A 16,839-nucleotide genomic window follows, 5' to 3' on the forward strand; every position below is an offset into this window, starting at 1 on the left:
GGGTGGGGGTCGTTCGGAAACCGTTGGAGAAGGCCGGGCTGGAGGGCGGCGACTCCCGTAAGTCGCTGGAGTGATCAGGGGCGCGGGGCTGCGACATCATGCGGCTCCGCCGCGTGGGCGCGACCGGCCACGACGGAGCCGCAGTCGCACGCGCAGCGCAAGAGGCGGCCCGGTAGGCGCGGGGCCCAGGGGCGGAGCCTCAGGGGCTTACCCCCCGAACAAGCCCGACACCGTATAGATGGCCAGGCCCGCGAGGGCACCCACGACCGTTCCATTGATGCGGATGAACTGAAGGTCCCGGCCGATGTGGGCCTCGATCTTGCGGGACGTGTGGTCCGCGTCCCAGCCCGCGATGGTCTCCGTGATGAGCGCCGTGATCTCGTCGCGGTACGTGGTCACGACGTAGACCGCCGCGTCCTCCAGCCACGTGTCCACCTTCGCCCGCATCCGGTCGTCGCTCGCCAGGCGCGTGCCGAGCGAGACGAGGCCGGCCCGTACGCGCAGCCGCAGCTCGCTGCGTTCGTCCTCCGCGGCAGCGACGACCATGGCGCGTACGGCGCCCCACGCGGAGGCGATGAGGTCCTGCACCTCGCTGCGCCCGAGCACCTCGGACTTGAGGCGCTCGACCCGGGCCCGGGTGTCCGTGTCGGACCGCAGGTCGTCGGCGAAGTCGGTGAGGAAGCGGTCGACGGCTCCCCGCGCCGGGTGGTCCGGCATGTCCCGCATCTCGGTGACGAAGCGCAGCAGCTCCTTGTAGACGCGCTCGCCGACCTTGCGGTCGACGAACCGCGGTGTCCAGCCGGGCGCGCCGCCGGTGACGGCCTGCATCACCGAGTCGCCGTGTTCGAGGAGCCAGTCGTGGGCGCGGACGCACACGAGGTCGACGACCCTGCGGTGCCCGCCGTCGGCGACGATCTTCTCCAGCATGGCGCCGATCCCCGGCGCGACCTCCTGGGCGTCGGCGCGCCGGGTGATGGCCTCGCCGACCACGGCCTGGACGTCGGAGTCGCGCAGGACGGTGAGCGCGCCGCGCAGGGCCGTGGCCAGCTCGCTCGTCACCCGGTCGGCGTGCGCGGGCTCGGCCAGCCAGCCGCCCAGCCGGGAGGCGATGCCGACGGTCCGCAGCCGCAGCCGTACGACCTCGCCGGAGAGGAAGTTCTCGCCGACGAACTCGCCGAGGCTCGCTCCGAGCTGGTCCTTCTTGGTGGGGATGATCGCCGTGTGCGGGATGGGCAGGCCCATCGGGCGCCGGAAGAGCGCGGTGACGGCGAACCAGTCCGCCAGTGCGCCGACCATGCCCGCCTCGGCGGCCGCCGCGACATAGCCCGCCCAGGGGCCCGCGCCCGCGGAGCTGCCCCAGGTGGCGAGGGCGTAGACGGCGGCGACCAGGAGCAGAAGCCCGGTCGCGAGGGTCTTCATACGGCGCACGCCGCGCCGTTTCTCCTCGTCGGAGGCGCTGTAGGTGAGGCCGCTGGGCGACGCGGGCAGCACTCCTCCGGAGGAGCCTTTGGAGGAGCCTTCGGAAGGGTCTCCTGAGGGGCCCCCGGACGCGTCCGGGGAAGGGGCGGACGCGTCCGCGCCGCCGTCGGGGGACCGTTCCATCCACACCACCCGTTCGATCCGTCTTCACATGCATTGTCCCTGCCTGACCTACTCCTGGAACGAAGTCGGAGTTCCCGGCGTCTGACAAGTCGCATGTGACACGTTGCGTGACCCACTGGCCGACAGGCGCGCCCCCAGGACGCCGTGGGATCATGGAACGGCGATCGGACCGCGAGGGCGCTGTTGCTGATCAGTCGCTGTTTTCGTCCCCGGTCCCGCACCCGGAGCGCATCGCTCCGTCACGCCCAGGAGAGCTCGCCATGAACAGGCCACCTCTGTCCCGCGGTACGGCGTACGCCGTGCTCGCCGCGCTGGCAGCCGTGGTGATCATCGTCTCGACGGCGATATTCGTCGGGGTGGGCGGCCACGGCCGCGGGCCCGCGTCGAGCCCGCACGAGACCCGTGGCACGGCCGCCCCCGCCGCCTCCGGCGAGTGGGTCGGCTCCTGGTCCACGGCCCCGGCCGCCGCCGAGTCGAACACGCTGCGGGGCTTCCCCGGCATGTCCCTCCGGAACGTCGTGCGCAACGGCGTCAGCGGCACGTCGGTGCGCATCCAGCTCTCCAACCTGTTCGGCACCCGGCCGCTGCCCGTCGGCCACGCCTCACTGGCCGTGGCCACGGCCCACGACACACCCGCGGCGGTGCCCGGCACCATGCGGCGGCTGACCTTCGGCGGGAACCCGGCCGCGACGATCGCGCCCGGGCAGTCGCTGCTCAGCGACCCCGTGCAGCTCGCCGTGTCCGCCGGGTCCGACCTGCTGGTCACCACGTACACGGAGGCACCGTCCGGCCCGGTGACGTACCAGCCGCAGGCACGCCAGACGTCCTACGCGGCCCGCGGCGACCGGACGGAGGACGTGCAGGGCGGCGGCTACACCACGAAGGTGCCGTACTGGCGGTACCTGACGGCCGTGGATGTCTGGTCCCAGGAGGCGCGCGGCGCGGTCGTCGCCTTCGGCGACTCGATCACGGCGGGTGTGAACTCGACGGTCGACGCCAATCACCGCTGGCCGGACTTCCTCGCCGCCCGGCTGCGCAGCGAGCCGGACGCGCCCCGCTACAGCGTCCTCAACGAGGGCATAAGCGGCAACCGCATCCTGCTCGGCAACTCGGGGCCGCCGCCGGTGAACAACCCCAGTGGCCTGGAGCGCTTCGACCGCGACGTGCTCAGCCGGTCGGGTGTGCGGGTCGTGGTGATGATGCTCGGCGTCAACGACATCCTGCGCCGCCCGCAGGTGGACGACCCCCAGCGCATCCTGAAGGGCCTGCGCACCCTGGTGGAGCGCGCCCATGCGCGGGGCCTGCGCGTCGTGGGCTCCACGCTGACGCCGTTCGGCGGGCACGCGGGCACGGTGGAGCGGCAGGAGACGACGCGCCAGGGCGTGAACGAGGTCATCCGCTCGGGCCGGGTCTTCGACGCGGTCGTGGACTTCGACCGCGTCCTCCGCGACCCGCGGGACCCGGAGCGGCTCCTGCCGGGGTACGACTCGGGGGACGGGCTGCATCCGAATGACGCGGGGTACCGGGCGATGGCGGATGCGGTGGATGTCGGCGCGCTACGGGGAGCCGCGGTCACTCCGCTGTGACCCCCGGGGGCTCGCGCCCCCGGCCCCCCACTGCGCCCTGCGCTCGGTCCGCGGCTGCGCCCACCGGGGTGCCTCTTGCACCCGGCATGCGGCTGCGGGTTGCGTCGTGGCTGGTCGCGCCCACGCGGCGGAGCCGCAAATGCAACAGAGCCCCGCGCCCCTGAAGGGGCGCTCCGCGTAGGGTCGGCCCCGTGCTGAAACGTCCCACCCTGTTGTGGTTGCTCATTCCCTACGTTCTCTTCCTCCTCGCCCTTCCCCTCGTGGACAGGGTCCGCCCCACCGTTCTCGGGGCGCCCTTCCTCTTCTTCTGGGTGTTTCTCGCGACGCTGCTCACGCCCGCCGCCGTGTACCTCGCCTGGCGCGGTGACAAGAAGCGGGGACGCGCATGAACAACGCCACGGTCGCCACCACCGTCTTCGCGGTCTTCATGGTGTTCACGGTCGGCCTCGGGCTGTTGGCCGTGCGCGGCAGAGGAGGCGGCGGCGGGCTCGCCGAGTGGTCGGTCGGGGGCCGGAGCCTCGGTACGGTCTTCATCTGGGTGCTGATGGCGGGGGAGGGGTACACGAGCTTCAGCTACCTCGGCGCGGCGGGCTGGGGGTACAACCACGGCGCCCCGGTCCTCTACGTCATCGCGTACATGTCGTGCGGCTACGCGATCGGTTACGTCGTCGGCCCGACCCTCTGGGCGTACGCGCGCAGGCACGGGCTGGTCGGCATCACCGACATGGTCGCGCACCGCTACAACAGGCCCTGGCTGGGCACGCTCGTGGCGGTCCTGGCGACGGTCTGCCTGCTGCCGTACATCCAGCTCCAGATCACCGGCATGGGGGTGGTCGTCTCGACGATCTCGTACGGGGCGATCAGCCTGAACTGGGCGTACTTCATCGCCTTCGCCGTGACGACCGGCTTCGTGGTCGTCAGCGGGCTGCGCGGCAGCGCGTGGGTGTCGGTGCTCAAGGACGTGCTGGTCATCGGCACGCTGGGCTTCCTCGCGATCTATGTGCCGCTGCACTACTTCGACGGCTACGGGCCGTTCCTCGACCGGCTCGTGGCGGAGAAGCCGGAGTGGCTGACGTTCACGGGGCACGGCGGCAGCGGGCTCGGCGGCGGCTGGTTCGTGACGACGAGCTTCCTCAATTCGCTGACGGTCGTCATCTTCCCGACCACCGTGGCCGGTTACCTGGGCGCGCGCAACGCCGATGCCTTGCGCCGCAACGCGATGCTGCTGCCGTTCTACAACGTGCTGCTGTTCGTGCCGATGCTGCTCGGCATGGCGGCGATCTTCGTGGTGCCGGGGCTCACGGGCGCGGGCTCCAACCTGGCGCTGTTCAAGCTCGTCGTGGACTCGCTGCCCGCGTGGGCGGTCGGTCTGATCGGGGTGGCGGCGGCGCTGTCGTCGATCGTGCCGATGGCGGTGTTCATGCTGGTCATCGGCACGATGTGGGGCAAGAGCGTGCTGGGCGCCATGCCGCGCCTCGCCGGGCGCCCCGACCGGCAGAAGCTCGGCGCCCAGGTGGTGGTCGTGGTCGCGGGCGCGCTGGCCCTGATCCTCACCTACGCGGCGCCCAACACGCTCGTACGGCTCTCCCTCATCTCGTACGAGGGCATGGCCCAGCTCGTCCCGATGGTCCTGCTGGGGCTGCTGTGGCGGAAGCTGACGTTGTGGGGCGCGCTGAGCGGCCTGGTGGTGGGCGGCGCGCTGGTGTGCGCCCTGGTCTTCACCGAACACGACCCCGTCTGGGGCGTGAACGCGGGCGCCCTGGCCCTCGTCCCGAACGTCCTCGTGGCCCTGCTCGTCTCCTGGCTGGGCCCGAAGCCGCGCCCGGCGGACCTGGCCCGCCCGGACGAGGAGGTCCTGGCCAGGGACCCGGGGCCGGACGAGGCCGAGCTCAGCGGGGCGCCTAGGCGGGCCTGACGAAGTCCGGTGCGGTTCGGCAGCGCCCCGAAGGGGCGCGGGGAACTGCGCGACCAGCCACGACGCACCCGCAGTTCACGTACCGGTTTTCCAGCGGAGCGCTTAGGCGAGGTTGTCGGTGACGCGCTGGAGCACGGAGACGGCCGTCGCGTACTCCTCGTCGGTGATGTCGCCGAGGAGGTCGGCGCGTACCCGGGCCATGTGCTCCTTCGCTGTCGCCAGGCCCGCGCGGCCCCGCTCTGTGAGAGTCAGTCGGCCGTCCGCGTCCGTGTCCGTGCTCAGCCAGCCGCGGTGCGCGAGGGCGTCCGCGGCGTGGGCCATCGCCTCGGGGCCCATGTCGTACGGGACGGGCCGGGCGCGGATCTCCCCCCTGGTGAGGCCGTGTTCGGCCTGGGCGATGTTGTTGAGCGCCCACCACTGCGGCTGGGTCAGGTCGATGGCTGCCAGGGCGCTCTGGCTGTGGCGCAGGATCGCCTTGGCGGCGTGCCAGGCCACGTAGGCGATGGGTCGGTCGGTGGCCGCGGTTCCGTTCGTCATGACCGCGAAGCTAGGACCTCAAGTGCGCTTGAGGTCAAGGGTGGTTTCGGTCCCGGCCCTTCGTCCACGGACCGAAATGCCCCTTGTGAAGGCCGCCTTCACTCCTGGACGATCAAGGAATGAAGCTGCTGCGTGTGGGGCCGGTGGGAGCGGAACGCCCGGCGCTGCTGGAGGACGACGGGACGCTGCGCGACCTCACGACCCTCGTGGACGACATCGACGGGAAGCTGCTCGCCGACCGCTCCGCGCTGGAGCGCGTACGGGCCGCGGTGGGCGCCCGGATCCTGCCCGTACTCGACTCGGCGGGCCTGCGCGTCGGCCCGCCGGTCGCCCGGATCGGCAAGATCGTGTGCGTGGGCCTCAACTACCATGGGCACGCGGCCGAGATCGGCGCCCCCGTCCCCGCGGAGCCGGTTCTCTTCCTCAAGGCGCCGGATACCGTCGTCGGCCCGCACGACACGGTGCTGGTCCCGCGCGGCAGCGAGAAGACGGACTGGGAGATCGAGCTGGCCGTCGTCATCGGCCGTACCTCCCGCCACCTGGAGACGGACGCGGACGCGCTGGCCGCGATAGCCGGGTACGCGGTGGCCAACGACGTCTCCGAGCGCGAGTTCCAGCTGGAGCGCGGCGGCCAGTGGGACAAGGGCAAGAACTGCGAGACGTTCAACCCGCTGGGGCCGTGGCTGGTGACGCCGGACGAGATACCCGACCCCCAGGCCCTCCACCTGCGCCTCTGGGTCAACGGCGCCCTGCGCCAGAACGCGGTGACGGCCGATCAGATCTTCCCCGTCGCCCAGGTCGTCCGCTACGTCAGCCGCTTCATGACGCTCTACCCGGGCGACGTCGTCAACACGGGCACCCCGGCGGGCGTCGCCGACGGCCACCCGGACCCCAAGCCGTACCTGCGCGCGGGCGACGTCGTCGAACTGGAGATCACCGGGCTGGGGCGGCAGCGGCAGACGCTGAAACCGGCGGCATAGCGGGGCGCAGCGGGGCATGGCGTGGTGTGACGTCCGGGATCAGGGGTCCCCATTCGGAAGCCTGTTCTCTACGATCTGTGGGCGACGCCTGTCGGTCGTGCCGGCCGACGGCACCGACCTCTCACCCGGGGGACCCATGGACGAGCAGGAATTCAGACCCGACGGCCATGCGGCCGAGCTGGCCGAGCGGGAGCGGCTGGGCCGCTGGCGGATGACGGCCCCCAACCAGCAGGGCACGTTCCGCAAGCGCTGGGGCGAGGCGCGGCTCCACCTGTACGAGCACGGGCTGGTCGTCACGGATCCCGAGGGACTCGAACAGGTACGCCGCTGGGACGCGACCGCCGCGGTCCTCCAGAACCTGGTCAAGGTCAACGGCGCCCTCCGGCACTCCACGTACACGCTGATCGACGCGCACGGCGCGGCGCTGACCGTCGGGCGGGGCAGCAACGACCTGCTGGGCCGCCACCTCGACCGGCTGGGTGCCACGTCCCACACGCGCGGGCCCGGCGTCGTGTACGAGAGGGCGTGGGGCCCGGAGGTCCAGAAGGGCGTGACGAGCGCGCAGCTGCCGTCGGCGATCGAACGGCTGAGCCGCGGGGAGACGCTGACGTTCGGCCACGTCTCCCTCGACCGCGATGGCATGTCGGCGGAGAAGAAGACCGCGAGCTGGTCGCGGATCGCCGAGGTCGTCCTCCGGGACGGGATGCTGAAGGCGTACGACGCGAGCGGCAAGCTCCTGATGATCAGCAGCGGCATCAACAAGATCCCGAATCTGTACCTGCTCCTCACCCTCGCGCAGCAACTGCCGCGGTGACGGCGGAGCCGACGGCCGGCGCGTGAACCGCGTGAACGTGGAGCGCGGGGGACAAGCGCGTGTGGCTACCCGATCCATGCCCTCCGAGGGGGCATATTGTCGGATATGCGCAAGTCATCCGACATCCCCCGCATCCCCCGCGAACGAAGACGCCGCCCCGCTGCCTTCGTCGGTGCCCTCACCCTCGTCCTCCTGGCCTGTGCGCAGACCGCCAGCGCGGTCGGCCACGGCGGCCAGGCCGTCGTCGATCGGCTGATCCTCGGCGGCGGACTGATGCTGTCGGGAGCGGGCCTGGGCCTGATCGCCCTGGTCCGCTCCCGACAGACGGAGGACTGACCGCCGGTTCTTCAGCGCCGGCGGATCACCCGCAGGTGCCCGCGGGCCGCGTCCGGGTCACCAGGTCGGTGTGCCCGGTGGTGGAGTCCACCCACACCACCTGCTTGCCGCCCGGTGTGGCGGCCGACTTCTGCTCACCGCGGTTGCACGACACGCGCCCCCGCCACGAGCCGTCCGGCGTGAACTGCCACAGCTTGGCCAGCGTCTCGTTCCGGTACGAGGTGTCGGGCGTCGCCGTCGTAGCGTTCACCGTGAGCGCGTCGTCCGTCGCCGACAGGTCGAAGGCGCGCAGCGCGTCCGGCCCCGTCGCCGGGCTGATGTCCTGCACGCCCGAGCCGTCGAGGTTCGCCCGCCGGATGACCGGCGCGTCGTTCTGCTTCTCGCTGTAGACCAGCCAGTAGACACTGTTGCCGTTGATGGCCGTCTGCCCGAGCAGGGGCAGCGAGGGGCCCTGCACCGTCGTCCGCTTGCCGGTGTTCAGGTCCAGGACCTCCACGCCGAACGTGGGCCTGCTCTTTTCCCAGTTCGTCTTGATGTACGAGATCCTGCCGTGGCTGATGGCGGACTCGGAGGAGGAGAGGCTGAGCGCGCCGTCGTCCACGAAGCGCGACTCCGGGGACGGGTCGCTCAGCTTCACGTAGAGCGTGTGCCGGCGGGTGGGCCCCGTGATGCCCGTCATGGCGTCGATGACGGCGACACCGCCCTCGATGTGCGCGTTGGTGATCCCGCGTCGGCCCCCGTAGAGCCTCTTGACCGGCCCACCGGCGATCTGCCGCGCCTGTACCTGCACGTACCCCCGCGTGTACGTCTTCCAGACCACCCACTTGCCGTCGGTCACCGGGTCCGAGTGGTAGAAGCCGTCATTCGGGCTGATCACCTTCTTGTCGCCGGAGCCGTCCAGCCGGCCCGCCCACACGGTGTACGGCTCGGAGCCCTCGTCGTTGGACTTGGACGCGGCCCACCAGCCGCCGCCCGCGCCCACGCGCGACTGGTTCGTGTTGACGTTCCCGAAGAGCAGGTCGGAGTCGACGCCCATCGCCAGCTCCCAGCCGGGCACGATGCCGTGGGCGTTGAACGCCCGCTCCACCGCCCGCTGTTCACCGGCCGACACGCCCAGGTCCTTCGCCGCGGCGAGCACGGCCGCGCGGCCCTCGGTGAAGCCGTCCAGCGGCGTCATGTACTCGCTCAGCGCCTTGTAGACGATCCTGTCCGCGAGCGTCCGGTCGAGGTCCTTGCGGATGTCCCACAGGGCACCCGAGAAGATCGTGGAGTTGAGGTGCACGCCCCCGTTGTCCGTGCCGATCGCCACGCCCAGGAAGGACTTGGAGGTCGTCCTCCCGTCGTTCATGTCACGGATCGCGCACGCGCGCGGCGTCTTCGTCCGGCACAGCTTCTCGCCCAGCAGCCCCGAATCCGGGCTGTCCATCGGAATGCCGTACGCGTCCGTCTTGATGGCGTTGCCGAAGTAGTCGGCGAGCGCCTCGTTCATGGCGCCGGACTGGCCCGCGTAGACGAGTTCGGCGGTGTTCTGCACCACGCCGTGCGTCATCTCGTGACCGACGACGTCGAGCCCGGCGGACAGCGGGCGGTATTCCGCGTCACCGTTGCCGTACACCATCTTGGTGCCGTCCCAGAACGCGTTCACGTACGGCATCCCGTTGAAGCTCACGCCCACCAGGGAATTGAGGGCCATCCCCCGGTTGTCGAGGCTCGTCCGGCCGTGCACGCTCTTGTAGTAGTCGTAGACCTTGCCCGCGGCCCAGTGCGCGTCGACGGCACCCGCGTCCGTGGCTTCCTGACCGAAATTCGGCCCCGGAGCGGCGAATTCCTTGATGTTGGCCGGCCAGTTCCCCGACACATCGCCGACGGTGAACTTGCGCGCGTCCCACGTGGACAGCTGGTTCTTGTCGCTGCCGTCCTGCGAACGGGTACGGTCGCGCATCACGTACTGCTTGTTCGCGTCGTCCTTGGTCAGGTTGAGCTCGACGGTCTTCCCGTCGAACTTCACGCCGGACCCCTGGATCCCGTCGACGAGAGCGCGACGCTGCTGCCGCTGCGCGGCGGCTTCGCCACCGGCCGTCTGCCCCGGCCCCGCGAACGTCCTGATCCCGCTGTACTGAAGGACCGGATAACCGCCGTTCGTCTCCACATACACCTCGCGCAGCACGGGCTCCCCGGTCGCCGGGTCCTTACCGCGCACGGTCACGTGCTGCGTGAGCACACCGGCGCCCCTGGGCAGCACGACAAGCCCGCGCGCCTCCCCGGCCAGGGGCACCTGCTCGTCACCCGCGTCCTTGGCGGGCTTCTTCGCCACGAGATCCGCGTACGTCGCGTCGACGGCCCGCTCAATGGCGAGCGCCTCGTCGATTCCGGGCGTGGTGTCGGCGGTCAGAGCGGTGAAGTACTTCCCCGACGTGCCGGTGACGACGCGCTTCCCGCCCTTCTTCTCCATCCGGACCACATACTGCCCGCCGAACACGTCGACCCCGCGGTGCTTCTGCTGAAGCCGGACGGTCTCGGTGGCGCCGGACGTGGTGGTCTGAATCGCCTTGAGATCACGCGCGGGCGCGGCGATGTGATACCGGCTCTTCTTGTCGGCGAGGTACTGCCGCGCGGCGTCGGCGGCGCTGCCGCCGGCCGTGACCCGCTCGCGAATCCCCTCCACGAGCGAGGGCGTCGCACTCCTCTGACCAGGAACGACCTGCCCGGGCCCGTCCCCACGCGGCGCGGTCGCCGCGACGGCGGGCACCGCAGAAACCACAAGTGCGGCGACGCTGACGAGCGCCGCCGCACTTCCGGCTATGCCGCTGGTGGATATGGAAGCTCTGGTTCTCGCTCTCTGCTTGCGCAAGGTCCCCCTCCAACATCTGCGTGCAACTGCACGGGGCAACTGCGTCGGACAGAGCGCAATGGAAGCGGCAGGGCGGGGTGTTCATCAATGGCGAGTCGGCCACCTAGATGCTTACCAGCCGAAACGAGCGAGCGGCGCGCCCCAAGTAGAACTGGATATTCCATTTCGCGCTTCGGGGTTCCATGGGCGCCCCGAAGCGGTTAGATTCACCTGCCACCCGTCTAGCGGTGTCACGCCGCAGTCGTTCACTGTGTCATTGGATTCCCTCAAAGGAGGCTGAACCGATGGCTCACCCGAAAAGGTTCCTGGCCCTGACCATCGCGCTCTTTGCCGCCGTCATCACAACAGTCACGCCGGCCAGCGCACACCCTGACAGGCTGTACTGGGTCGACACGTTCGAAAAGAGATTTGGCGACTACCAGACTCTGGACAGCTACCCCTGCGAGGCCATGGAATATCCGTTTCCTCGCTGGCCCATAAACATGATCAATAGCGAGGGATGTGACCGCCATGTATGGCTGCACGAGTACGCCGACTCCAGCACCCCGAATGCCAAGTGGGCCTGCATTCCCCCTGGACGCATAGTGATCGGGATCTCCGACGACGACTGGCGCGCGCACCCGGGAAACTTCGAGGTCGGCGGCAAGGGATCCTGCAACCGCTGATGTACTCCGAGCCGACAACTTAGTTCGGCGTGCACATCTAGTGCTTCCATCCCGAGTATCTCATCAGTCGATGAATGCTACGGGCCCCAGCTCTTCCAGAACGAGGTCTGGAACATGTGAGAGCGGCCGGACAGTGTACGAACGCACCGCAACTTGCGGCGACAGCGTCAGGAATAAAGCTGCCCAATCCCCTTTCGGTGAGCCGGAGGGGGAGCGGGTGAACGCCCCTTCCAGAATAACGAGGTAAGTCTCGTCGCTCGTGGAACGCACCCTATTGCCGTAGATTTTTCGAACCCCCTCGTCGTGTGTAGTCAACACGGCGCGAACGTTCTTCGGGGCCTCCTCGCCCCATTCGCTTGCCCATTCGTGTGTCGCGTGTCGAATTTGATCAAGTGCATGTCGGCTGATTTCACCACCTACCATATGCGGCACGGTAGCACTGGCTCTCGACGTCATGGAGCCCCGGGAATCGTTTGGCGGGACCTGGCCCGACCGCGAAGCCGCGGCGCGCGTAAGGTGTTTCTCAGCGGGCCGCAGGGTGATCGTGACGCACAGCGCGAGTGAAGTGTCTCCAGGTGCGAGATGGGACAGTGAGTGCGCCGTGGCAGCGGCCTTTACTGTCGCCTATGGCTATTAGGTTACGAAACGCACGTATCTCAACGCAGTTAGGACCTTCGTCGGGGGTGTAGGAGGATTTACACCATGCTTGCCCGTCGCCCATGACCATCAAGCCGTTACCGATCGGCCACACTTCGACGCAACTGCCCTCCTTGTCGATGCTGTAGGAGGACTTGCGCCATCCACGATGGAGTGTCACGACATGCACCTCATCCACTCCGTAAGCCGCGCGTGATCGGCGTGCAGAGGGCATCGCCATGCGTGGCGCCAATGAAGTCCGTCCAAGCGTGGGAAGGGATGGCAAGGGTGCCACGAGGGCGATCCTTCGTGTCTTCTATGGCTATGGGGTCGCCGTAGGTCGGACACATTTCGACACATTGCGGACCGGTGTCGCCGCTGTATGAGGACTTCCGTCGATCACCTCTCGGTAGGTTGCGATGCATCACCAACCATCCCTTCACTCACCCTCAAGGTCGCGTGCGATCGATGAAATGAACTGGATCGATCGATCCGGCGGTAGCGCGGACCCACGCAACCCGTCAATAACTCTCTGGTACTTCGACACCGTTTTATCGTCCTCCAGGTAAAACACGCTGTCGAGGTGCTCGACCTGCACGACGTCCAAGTCCATGAGGTCCGGGTATGAGTAGATGACAAAGGAGCCGCCTGTGTCGATGAACACACTCCGGGAGAGGGGAACGACTTGGATCGTCAGCGCGGGAGACTGACTCAAGGCCACCAGATGCCGGAGCTGGTCGGCCAAGACCTCAGCACCGCCGATCTGCTGGCGGATCGCACCCTCCATGATGACCGCCCGGTACTCCGGAGGGTTCTCTCGCAGAAAGATGCTCTGCCGGCTCATGCGGAAGTCGACATAGGTGTCCAGCTCCTCCTTGGCCAAGGGATCGGAGCACCCGGAGATGACAGCGGTGGCGTACTCCTGGGTTTGCAGAAGGCCCGGGACAACCTGTGTCTGAAAGGCTGAAATCCGCACGGCATCCGCCTCCAGGGACAACAGCTCCTTGAACCCGTCATGCAGCATTTCGCCGTGCCGCCGCCACCAACCGTGCCTGCTCTCTTCGGCCGACAACGCGATGAGGCGTTCCCGCACCTTTTCGTTCGCGGCTTGATAGAGGCCGAGCAGGACTTCGAGTTCAAGTCGGCTGACACGCTGCTGCCCCGTCTCCTGTCGGCTGATCTTCGTCTTGTCGCCGTGCAGTGCTCTTCCCGCTTCCTCGAGCGACACACTGGCCGCCTCGCGGAGAGCCCGCAGCTCCGAGCCCAGCCGTCGTCGACGGGCCGGGCGGCGCGACTGATCCCTCATACATTCCTCCCCTTGCAGGTCGCACACGGTGCCCAGTGTGGTCCAGACACCCGAACCATTCCGGCCTCTGGGCAAAGCCTTCACTCACAGGAGTGAACTGATCCCAATATGACCGTCATTGAGTTGCGCAGGGGCCTTGAGGCGGCCCATGGTGGTCATGGCTACAGCGCGTAGCGGAGGGGAAGGCGGCGCGAAGCGATGACGTACAGGAACGGCGCGTTCGTGGTGGACACGCGCGGGGATCGGGCGCGAGTGGCCCAGGTGATCGACAGCCTCGGGCAGCAGGCGCACCTCAGAGCACCCGGAGGCGGCGAGGAGTGGAAAGCGCTCTTCTCCGACCTGCGGCTGGCGACGCGGGAGGAGCGCGCGAGAGCCACCAGGTGGCCGCAGCTGAAGCGGCCGCCGTTCGATTGCGAGGAATGCTCGAAGGACATCGCGGCGTACCAGGAGGCGATGGAGTCGGGGAACGACTTCAGAACGGCGACCGCGCTGGTCCGGCAGCGCACCCACTGGCGCCTGGAGCATGGACTGTGAGCGCGAGCACGGCCCGCACACACGGGCAACGCCTGACGGCGCGCACCCACGGCAAGCCTGGGAGACCAGCATGAGAGGAATGCCGCACCACATCGAACTCTGGGTGCCCGACCTCGCCCACGCCTCGAAATCCTTCGGCTGGCTCCTGGAACGGCTGGGCTACGAGCCGTACCAGTCCTGGGAATGGGGCCGCAGTTGGCGCCTGGACCACTTCTACCTGGTCGTGGAACAGTCCCCGGCCCTCACCGCCCCCGACCACGACCGTCGCCACCCGGGCCTGAACCACCTGGCCTTCCACGTGGCGGACGAAGCCGAAGTCGAAGCCCTGGCTACGGAGTCCAAGGCCCACGGCTGGCGCCTCCTCTTCCCAGGCCGCCACCCCCACGCGGGCGGCCCCGACCACTACGCGGCCTATCTCGAAAACGAGGACGGCTACGAGATCGAGCTCGTAGCCTCGGGCTGATGGCGACCGCATCCTCGGACGACCGAAGGAGATGGACATGCCGCACGTCCTCCCATGGGGGCTGAGCAGGATGGAACCCTTTCCGGCATCCGGACCGCTGCCGCAGCAGCGGCTGATCCTCGACCCGGTGTCGCAGATCCCCACTCGGCTGGGGCCGGACGGGTTACCGGTCCCCGCGACAAGCAAGCACCGCAAGTCCAACACCGGGACCGAGACGAACACCACGACCGGTGACCGGAAAGACGGTCCGGACCAGGGGCACGATCAGGACAGCGACACCGACTGAGTCGGTCGCCATGGACGATGACCTCGTGCTCGTGGTGACTCAGCTCGACGACGTCACGGCTGATTTGGTGATCGAGGAGCTGAACGGCCGGGGAACCCCGGTCGTTCGCCTCGACCCGGGGGACTTCCCGCACGCGATCACCATGGATGTGCACGCCGACAGTGGCGGTCTCAGCGGCGCCATCGCAACGGCCACACGTCTCGTGGACGTGACTACCGTGCAGTCGGTGTACTGGCGGCGGCCTCGCCCCTATACCGCCCCAGGGCTCACCGGCGACGACGCGCGGTGGGCGATCGACCAGTCCCGGTACGGCCTCGGTGGCGTCCTGGCCGCCCTGCCCCGCGCTGGCTACGTTCAACCATCCATGGAAGGTCCGTGACGCCGAGTACAAACCCGCCCAGCTGGCCACGGCCGCACGGTGCGGACTACGCGTGCCCCACAGCGTGATCACCAATGACCCGGTGGCGGCCCGGAACACGGCTGTCGAGCATGCGCCGGTGGTGTACAAGCCACTGTGGAACACCCCTTACGCGGCGACAGACGGTCAAGCTCGCTCGATCTGGGTCGCCGAGATCGAACACGAACAGATCACTGACGCGGTACGGGCAACGGCCCACCTGTTCCAGCGTCGCGTGGACAAAGTCGCGGACGTACGGCTCACCGCTGTCGGCCAACACCTGTGGGCCGTCCGCATCGACGGTGCCCCGGGGCTGGACTGGCGCCGCCACTACGACCATCTCACCTACTCCCTCATCGACACCCCACCGGCAGTGGCAATGGCCGTCCGCGACTATTTGCGTGCCTTCGGCTTGGTCTTCGGTGCCTTCGACTTCGGTCTCGACAAGGACGGCGGCTGGTGGTTCTACGAGTGCAATCCCAACGGCCAGTGGGCCTGGTTCCCCGACCCCGTACCCCGCCAGATCGCAGCCGCCCTCGCCGACCAGCTCCAGCACCCGGAGACGACATGACCAACCCCACGACCCTTCGCCGCTCACTGGCAGCCGCCATCACCACCGACGGCTCGATGACCGACCCCGCCTGGCGGACAGCCATCGAGACCGTGCCTCGTGAGTTGTTCCTCGGAGACGCCGTCTACCGCATGGGCCATGGAGAACGCGGCACCTTGTGGGAGCCGGTGCACCGGTCCGAGATGACCCGGACGGAGTGGCTGGAGCTCGTCTACACCAACGACACCTGGGTCACACAAGTGGACGGCATCGCCGCGACCGATGCCGCAGAACCGATCTATGGCACCCCCACCTCGTCGAGCACCCTGCCGTCACTCGTCGTACGAATGCTGGAGGCTGCCGACATCCATGACGGCGACAAAGTACTCGAGATCGGCACCGGTACCGGCTATTCCACCGCCATCCTGTGCCACCGGCTCGGGGAGAAGAACGTCGTCTCCATCGAATACGACCCCATGCTGGCTGCGCTTGCCGCCGACCGCATCCACGCCGCCGGACACAACCCCACCCTGGTCACTGGAGACGGGCTGGAGGGGTGGGAGGACGAGGCTGAATACGACTGCATCGTGGCGACCTGCGCGGTGCGGACCATCCCCCGGTCCTGGATCTGGCAGACCAGTGTCGGTGGAATCATCACCGCCACACTCGGTGGCTGGATGGAGGCCCATGGGTTGGCCTGTCTGACCGTCGGCGAAGACGGCAGCGCCACTGGCCGGTTCACCGGGGAGACCATCTCCTACATGCTGGCTCGCCCCCACCGGCGTCCGCCCCGCTCCGGCTTCTATCGCCACTCCGGCCAGTCCCGTATCACCACCGTGAATCCTGAGCTTCTGCAGGACTGGACCGGCCGATTCGTCGCCCAACTCGCCTCCCCCTCGGCCGAGTTCCTGGGATCGGGCGGCAACGTGGTCCTGCTCGATGTGGCCACCGGCTCCCAGGCGTGGACCGAACCCGCCGCCGACGGCTGGACGGTCCACCAGCACGGACCGCTGAACCTGTGGGATCAAGTAGAGACAGCCCTCCGCGCTTGGCAGAACGCTGGCTCACCGGACCAGTCCGCGTTCGGGATGACGATCACCCCCGACCACACCCAATCAGTCTGGATCGGCACCCCCGATGGTCCTTCCTGGCAGCTGCCTGCCTGATGCCCAGACCGCCCGTGGCGCCCGACGGAGCCTTCATAAGCGGACAGCAGCAAGCATCGCGGTTGCCCCCCAGCGCTTGACGACCACCGGAAGGCGTCGGACGGCGGGGAGACAGCAACTCCCGAACGGAGAGCAGAAAACGGCCGGAGGGGGCGGGGCCGGAGGGCGGGGTTCTGGAACGACGGTGCATGGAGCACGGCACCCATCCCGTATCG

At 68.7% G+C, this 16,839-nt stretch carries 20 protein-coding genes; 13 read left to right on the top strand and 7 right to left on the bottom strand.

Annotated features, from left to right (window positions below; all coding sequences use genetic code 11):
* Positions 1–207 precede the first annotated feature (207 nt).
* On the bottom strand, positions 208–1,602 hold the full coding sequence (locus tag K6I34_RS14175; protein WP_229325927.1) for a DUF445 domain-containing protein: 1,395 nt from the start codon (positions 1,600–1,602) through the stop codon (positions 208–210).
* A 260-nt stretch (positions 1,603–1,862) separates the two neighbouring features.
* Here K6I34_RS14175 and K6I34_RS14180 point away from each other — a divergent pair, with 260 nt between their 5' ends.
* The 3 genes from K6I34_RS14180 (at position 1,863) to K6I34_RS14190 (ending at position 5,103) form a co-directional block, all read left to right on the top strand.
* Positions 1,863–3,188 carry a GDSL-type esterase/lipase family protein gene (locus K6I34_RS14180; protein WP_229325929.1) on the top strand — a complete coding sequence of 442 codons (1,326 nt, stop codon included), beginning with the start codon at positions 1,863–1,865 and terminating at the stop codon, positions 3,186–3,188.
* Between the two features lie 191 nt (positions 3,189–3,379).
* The gene (locus K6I34_RS14185) at positions 3,380–3,577 is read left to right on the top strand and encodes a DUF3311 domain-containing protein (protein ID WP_229325931.1); all 198 of its coding nucleotides are present in this window, start codon (positions 3,380–3,382) and stop codon (positions 3,575–3,577) included.
* Positions 3,574–5,103: a sodium:solute symporter gene (locus K6I34_RS14190; protein WP_229325933.1), complete on the top strand. Its 1,530-nt coding sequence runs from the start codon at positions 3,574–3,576 to the stop codon at positions 5,101–5,103. Before K6I34_RS14185 ends, K6I34_RS14190 begins: the two co-directional genes overlap by 4 nt.
* A gap of 102 nt (positions 5,104–5,205) precedes the next feature.
* On the opposite strand, the gene K6I34_RS14195 is transcribed toward K6I34_RS14190, so the two are convergent.
* Complete coding sequence (locus tag K6I34_RS14195) at positions 5,206–5,640, bottom strand: MarR family winged helix-turn-helix transcriptional regulator (protein ID WP_229325935.1); 435 nt, start codon at positions 5,638–5,640, stop codon at positions 5,206–5,208.
* 119 nt (positions 5,641–5,759) lie between these two features.
* Between K6I34_RS14195 and K6I34_RS14200 the strand changes: the two genes are divergently transcribed.
* From K6I34_RS14200 to K6I34_RS14210, 3 genes are all read left to right on the top strand, one after another.
* Positions 5,760–6,620: a fumarylacetoacetate hydrolase family protein gene (locus K6I34_RS14200; protein WP_229325937.1), complete on the top strand. Its 861-nt coding sequence runs from the start codon at positions 5,760–5,762 to the stop codon at positions 6,618–6,620.
* Between the two features lie 136 nt (positions 6,621–6,756).
* A complete protein-coding gene (locus tag K6I34_RS14205) occupies positions 6,757–7,434 on the top strand; it encodes a DUF6585 family protein (protein WP_229325939.1) in 678 nt (225 codons plus the stop codon).
* A gap of 105 nt (positions 7,435–7,539) precedes the next feature.
* On the top strand, positions 7,540–7,770 hold the full coding sequence (locus K6I34_RS14210) for a hypothetical protein (protein WP_229325941.1): 231 nt from the start codon (positions 7,540–7,542) through the stop codon (positions 7,768–7,770).
* 25 nt (positions 7,771–7,795) lie between these two features.
* Here the strand turns inward: K6I34_RS14210 and K6I34_RS14215 are convergent, their stop codons facing one another.
* Positions 7,796–10,435, bottom strand: coding sequence for a M4 family metallopeptidase (locus tag K6I34_RS14215; protein WP_229325943.1), 2,640 nt, complete (start codon positions 10,433–10,435; stop codon positions 7,796–7,798).
* A 470-nt stretch (positions 10,436–10,905) separates the two neighbouring features.
* On the opposite strand from K6I34_RS14215, the gene K6I34_RS14220 reads away from it, so the two are divergent.
* A complete protein-coding gene (locus K6I34_RS14220; protein ID WP_229325945.1) occupies positions 10,906–11,286 on the top strand; it encodes a hypothetical protein in 381 nt (126 codons plus the stop codon).
* 63 nt (positions 11,287–11,349) lie between these two features.
* Here K6I34_RS14220 and K6I34_RS14225 read toward each other — a convergent pair whose 3' ends face one another.
* The 4 genes from K6I34_RS14225 to K6I34_RS14235 all read right to left on the bottom strand — a co-directional run bounded on the left by K6I34_RS14225 (position 11,350) and on the right by K6I34_RS14235 (position 13,228).
* Positions 11,350–11,709: a hypothetical protein gene (locus tag K6I34_RS14225; RefSeq protein ID WP_229325947.1), complete on the bottom strand. Its 360-nt coding sequence runs from the start codon at positions 11,707–11,709 to the stop codon at positions 11,350–11,352.
* A 100-nt stretch (positions 11,710–11,809) separates the two neighbouring features.
* Complete coding sequence (locus tag K6I34_RS14230) at positions 11,810–12,163, bottom strand: DUF397 domain-containing protein (protein ID WP_308294003.1); 354 nt, start codon at positions 12,161–12,163, stop codon at positions 11,810–11,812.
* Positions 12,114–12,347 carry a DUF397 domain-containing protein gene (locus K6I34_RS38875; protein WP_374230919.1) on the bottom strand — a complete coding sequence of 78 codons (234 nt, stop codon included), beginning with the start codon at positions 12,345–12,347 and terminating at the stop codon, positions 12,114–12,116. The genes K6I34_RS14230 and K6I34_RS38875 overlap by 50 nt, the downstream gene beginning before the upstream one ends.
* Before the next feature lie 14 nt (positions 12,348–12,361).
* Positions 12,362–13,228, bottom strand: coding sequence for a helix-turn-helix transcriptional regulator (locus K6I34_RS14235; protein WP_229325949.1), 867 nt, complete (start codon positions 13,226–13,228; stop codon positions 12,362–12,364).
* 198 nt (positions 13,229–13,426) lie between these two features.
* Here K6I34_RS14235 and K6I34_RS14240 point away from each other — a divergent pair, with 198 nt between their 5' ends.
* The 6 genes from K6I34_RS14240 to tgmC all read left to right on the top strand — a co-directional run bounded on the left by K6I34_RS14240 (position 13,427) and on the right by tgmC (position 16,624).
* Positions 13,427–13,762: a hypothetical protein gene (locus tag K6I34_RS14240; protein ID WP_229325951.1), complete on the top strand. Its 336-nt coding sequence runs from the start codon at positions 13,427–13,429 to the stop codon at positions 13,760–13,762.
* A 79-nt stretch (positions 13,763–13,841) separates the two neighbouring features.
* On the top strand, positions 13,842–14,225 hold the full coding sequence (locus tag K6I34_RS14245) for a VOC family protein (RefSeq protein WP_229325953.1): 384 nt from the start codon (positions 13,842–13,844) through the stop codon (positions 14,223–14,225).
* Between the two features lie 37 nt (positions 14,226–14,262).
* Positions 14,263–14,511, top strand: a complete 249-nt coding sequence (gene tgmA, locus K6I34_RS14250; RefSeq protein WP_229325955.1) for a putative ATP-grasp-modified RiPP — start codon at positions 14,263–14,265, stop codon at positions 14,509–14,511.
* 10 nt (positions 14,512–14,521) lie between these two features.
* The gene (locus K6I34_RS38650) at positions 14,522–14,890 is read left to right on the top strand and encodes an MvdC/MvdD family ATP grasp protein (RefSeq protein ID WP_308294004.1); all 369 of its coding nucleotides are present in this window, start codon (positions 14,522–14,524) and stop codon (positions 14,888–14,890) included.
* A gap of 52 nt (positions 14,891–14,942) precedes the next feature.
* The gene (locus K6I34_RS38655) at positions 14,943–15,479 is read left to right on the top strand and encodes a hypothetical protein (RefSeq protein ID WP_308294005.1); all 537 of its coding nucleotides are present in this window, start codon (positions 14,943–14,945) and stop codon (positions 15,477–15,479) included.
* Positions 15,476–16,624 carry an ATP-grasp peptide maturase system methyltransferase gene (tgmC, locus tag K6I34_RS14260; RefSeq protein ID WP_229325957.1) on the top strand — a complete coding sequence of 383 codons (1,149 nt, stop codon included), beginning with the start codon at positions 15,476–15,478 and terminating at the stop codon, positions 16,622–16,624. The genes K6I34_RS38655 and tgmC overlap by 4 nt, the downstream gene beginning before the upstream one ends.
* The last annotated feature ends 215 nt before the right edge of the window (positions 16,625–16,839 follow it).

Source organism: Streptomyces sp. UNOC14_S4 (genome assembly GCF_020740835.1).
Classification (GTDB): domain Bacteria; phylum Actinomycetota; class Actinomycetes; order Streptomycetales; family Streptomycetaceae; genus Streptomyces.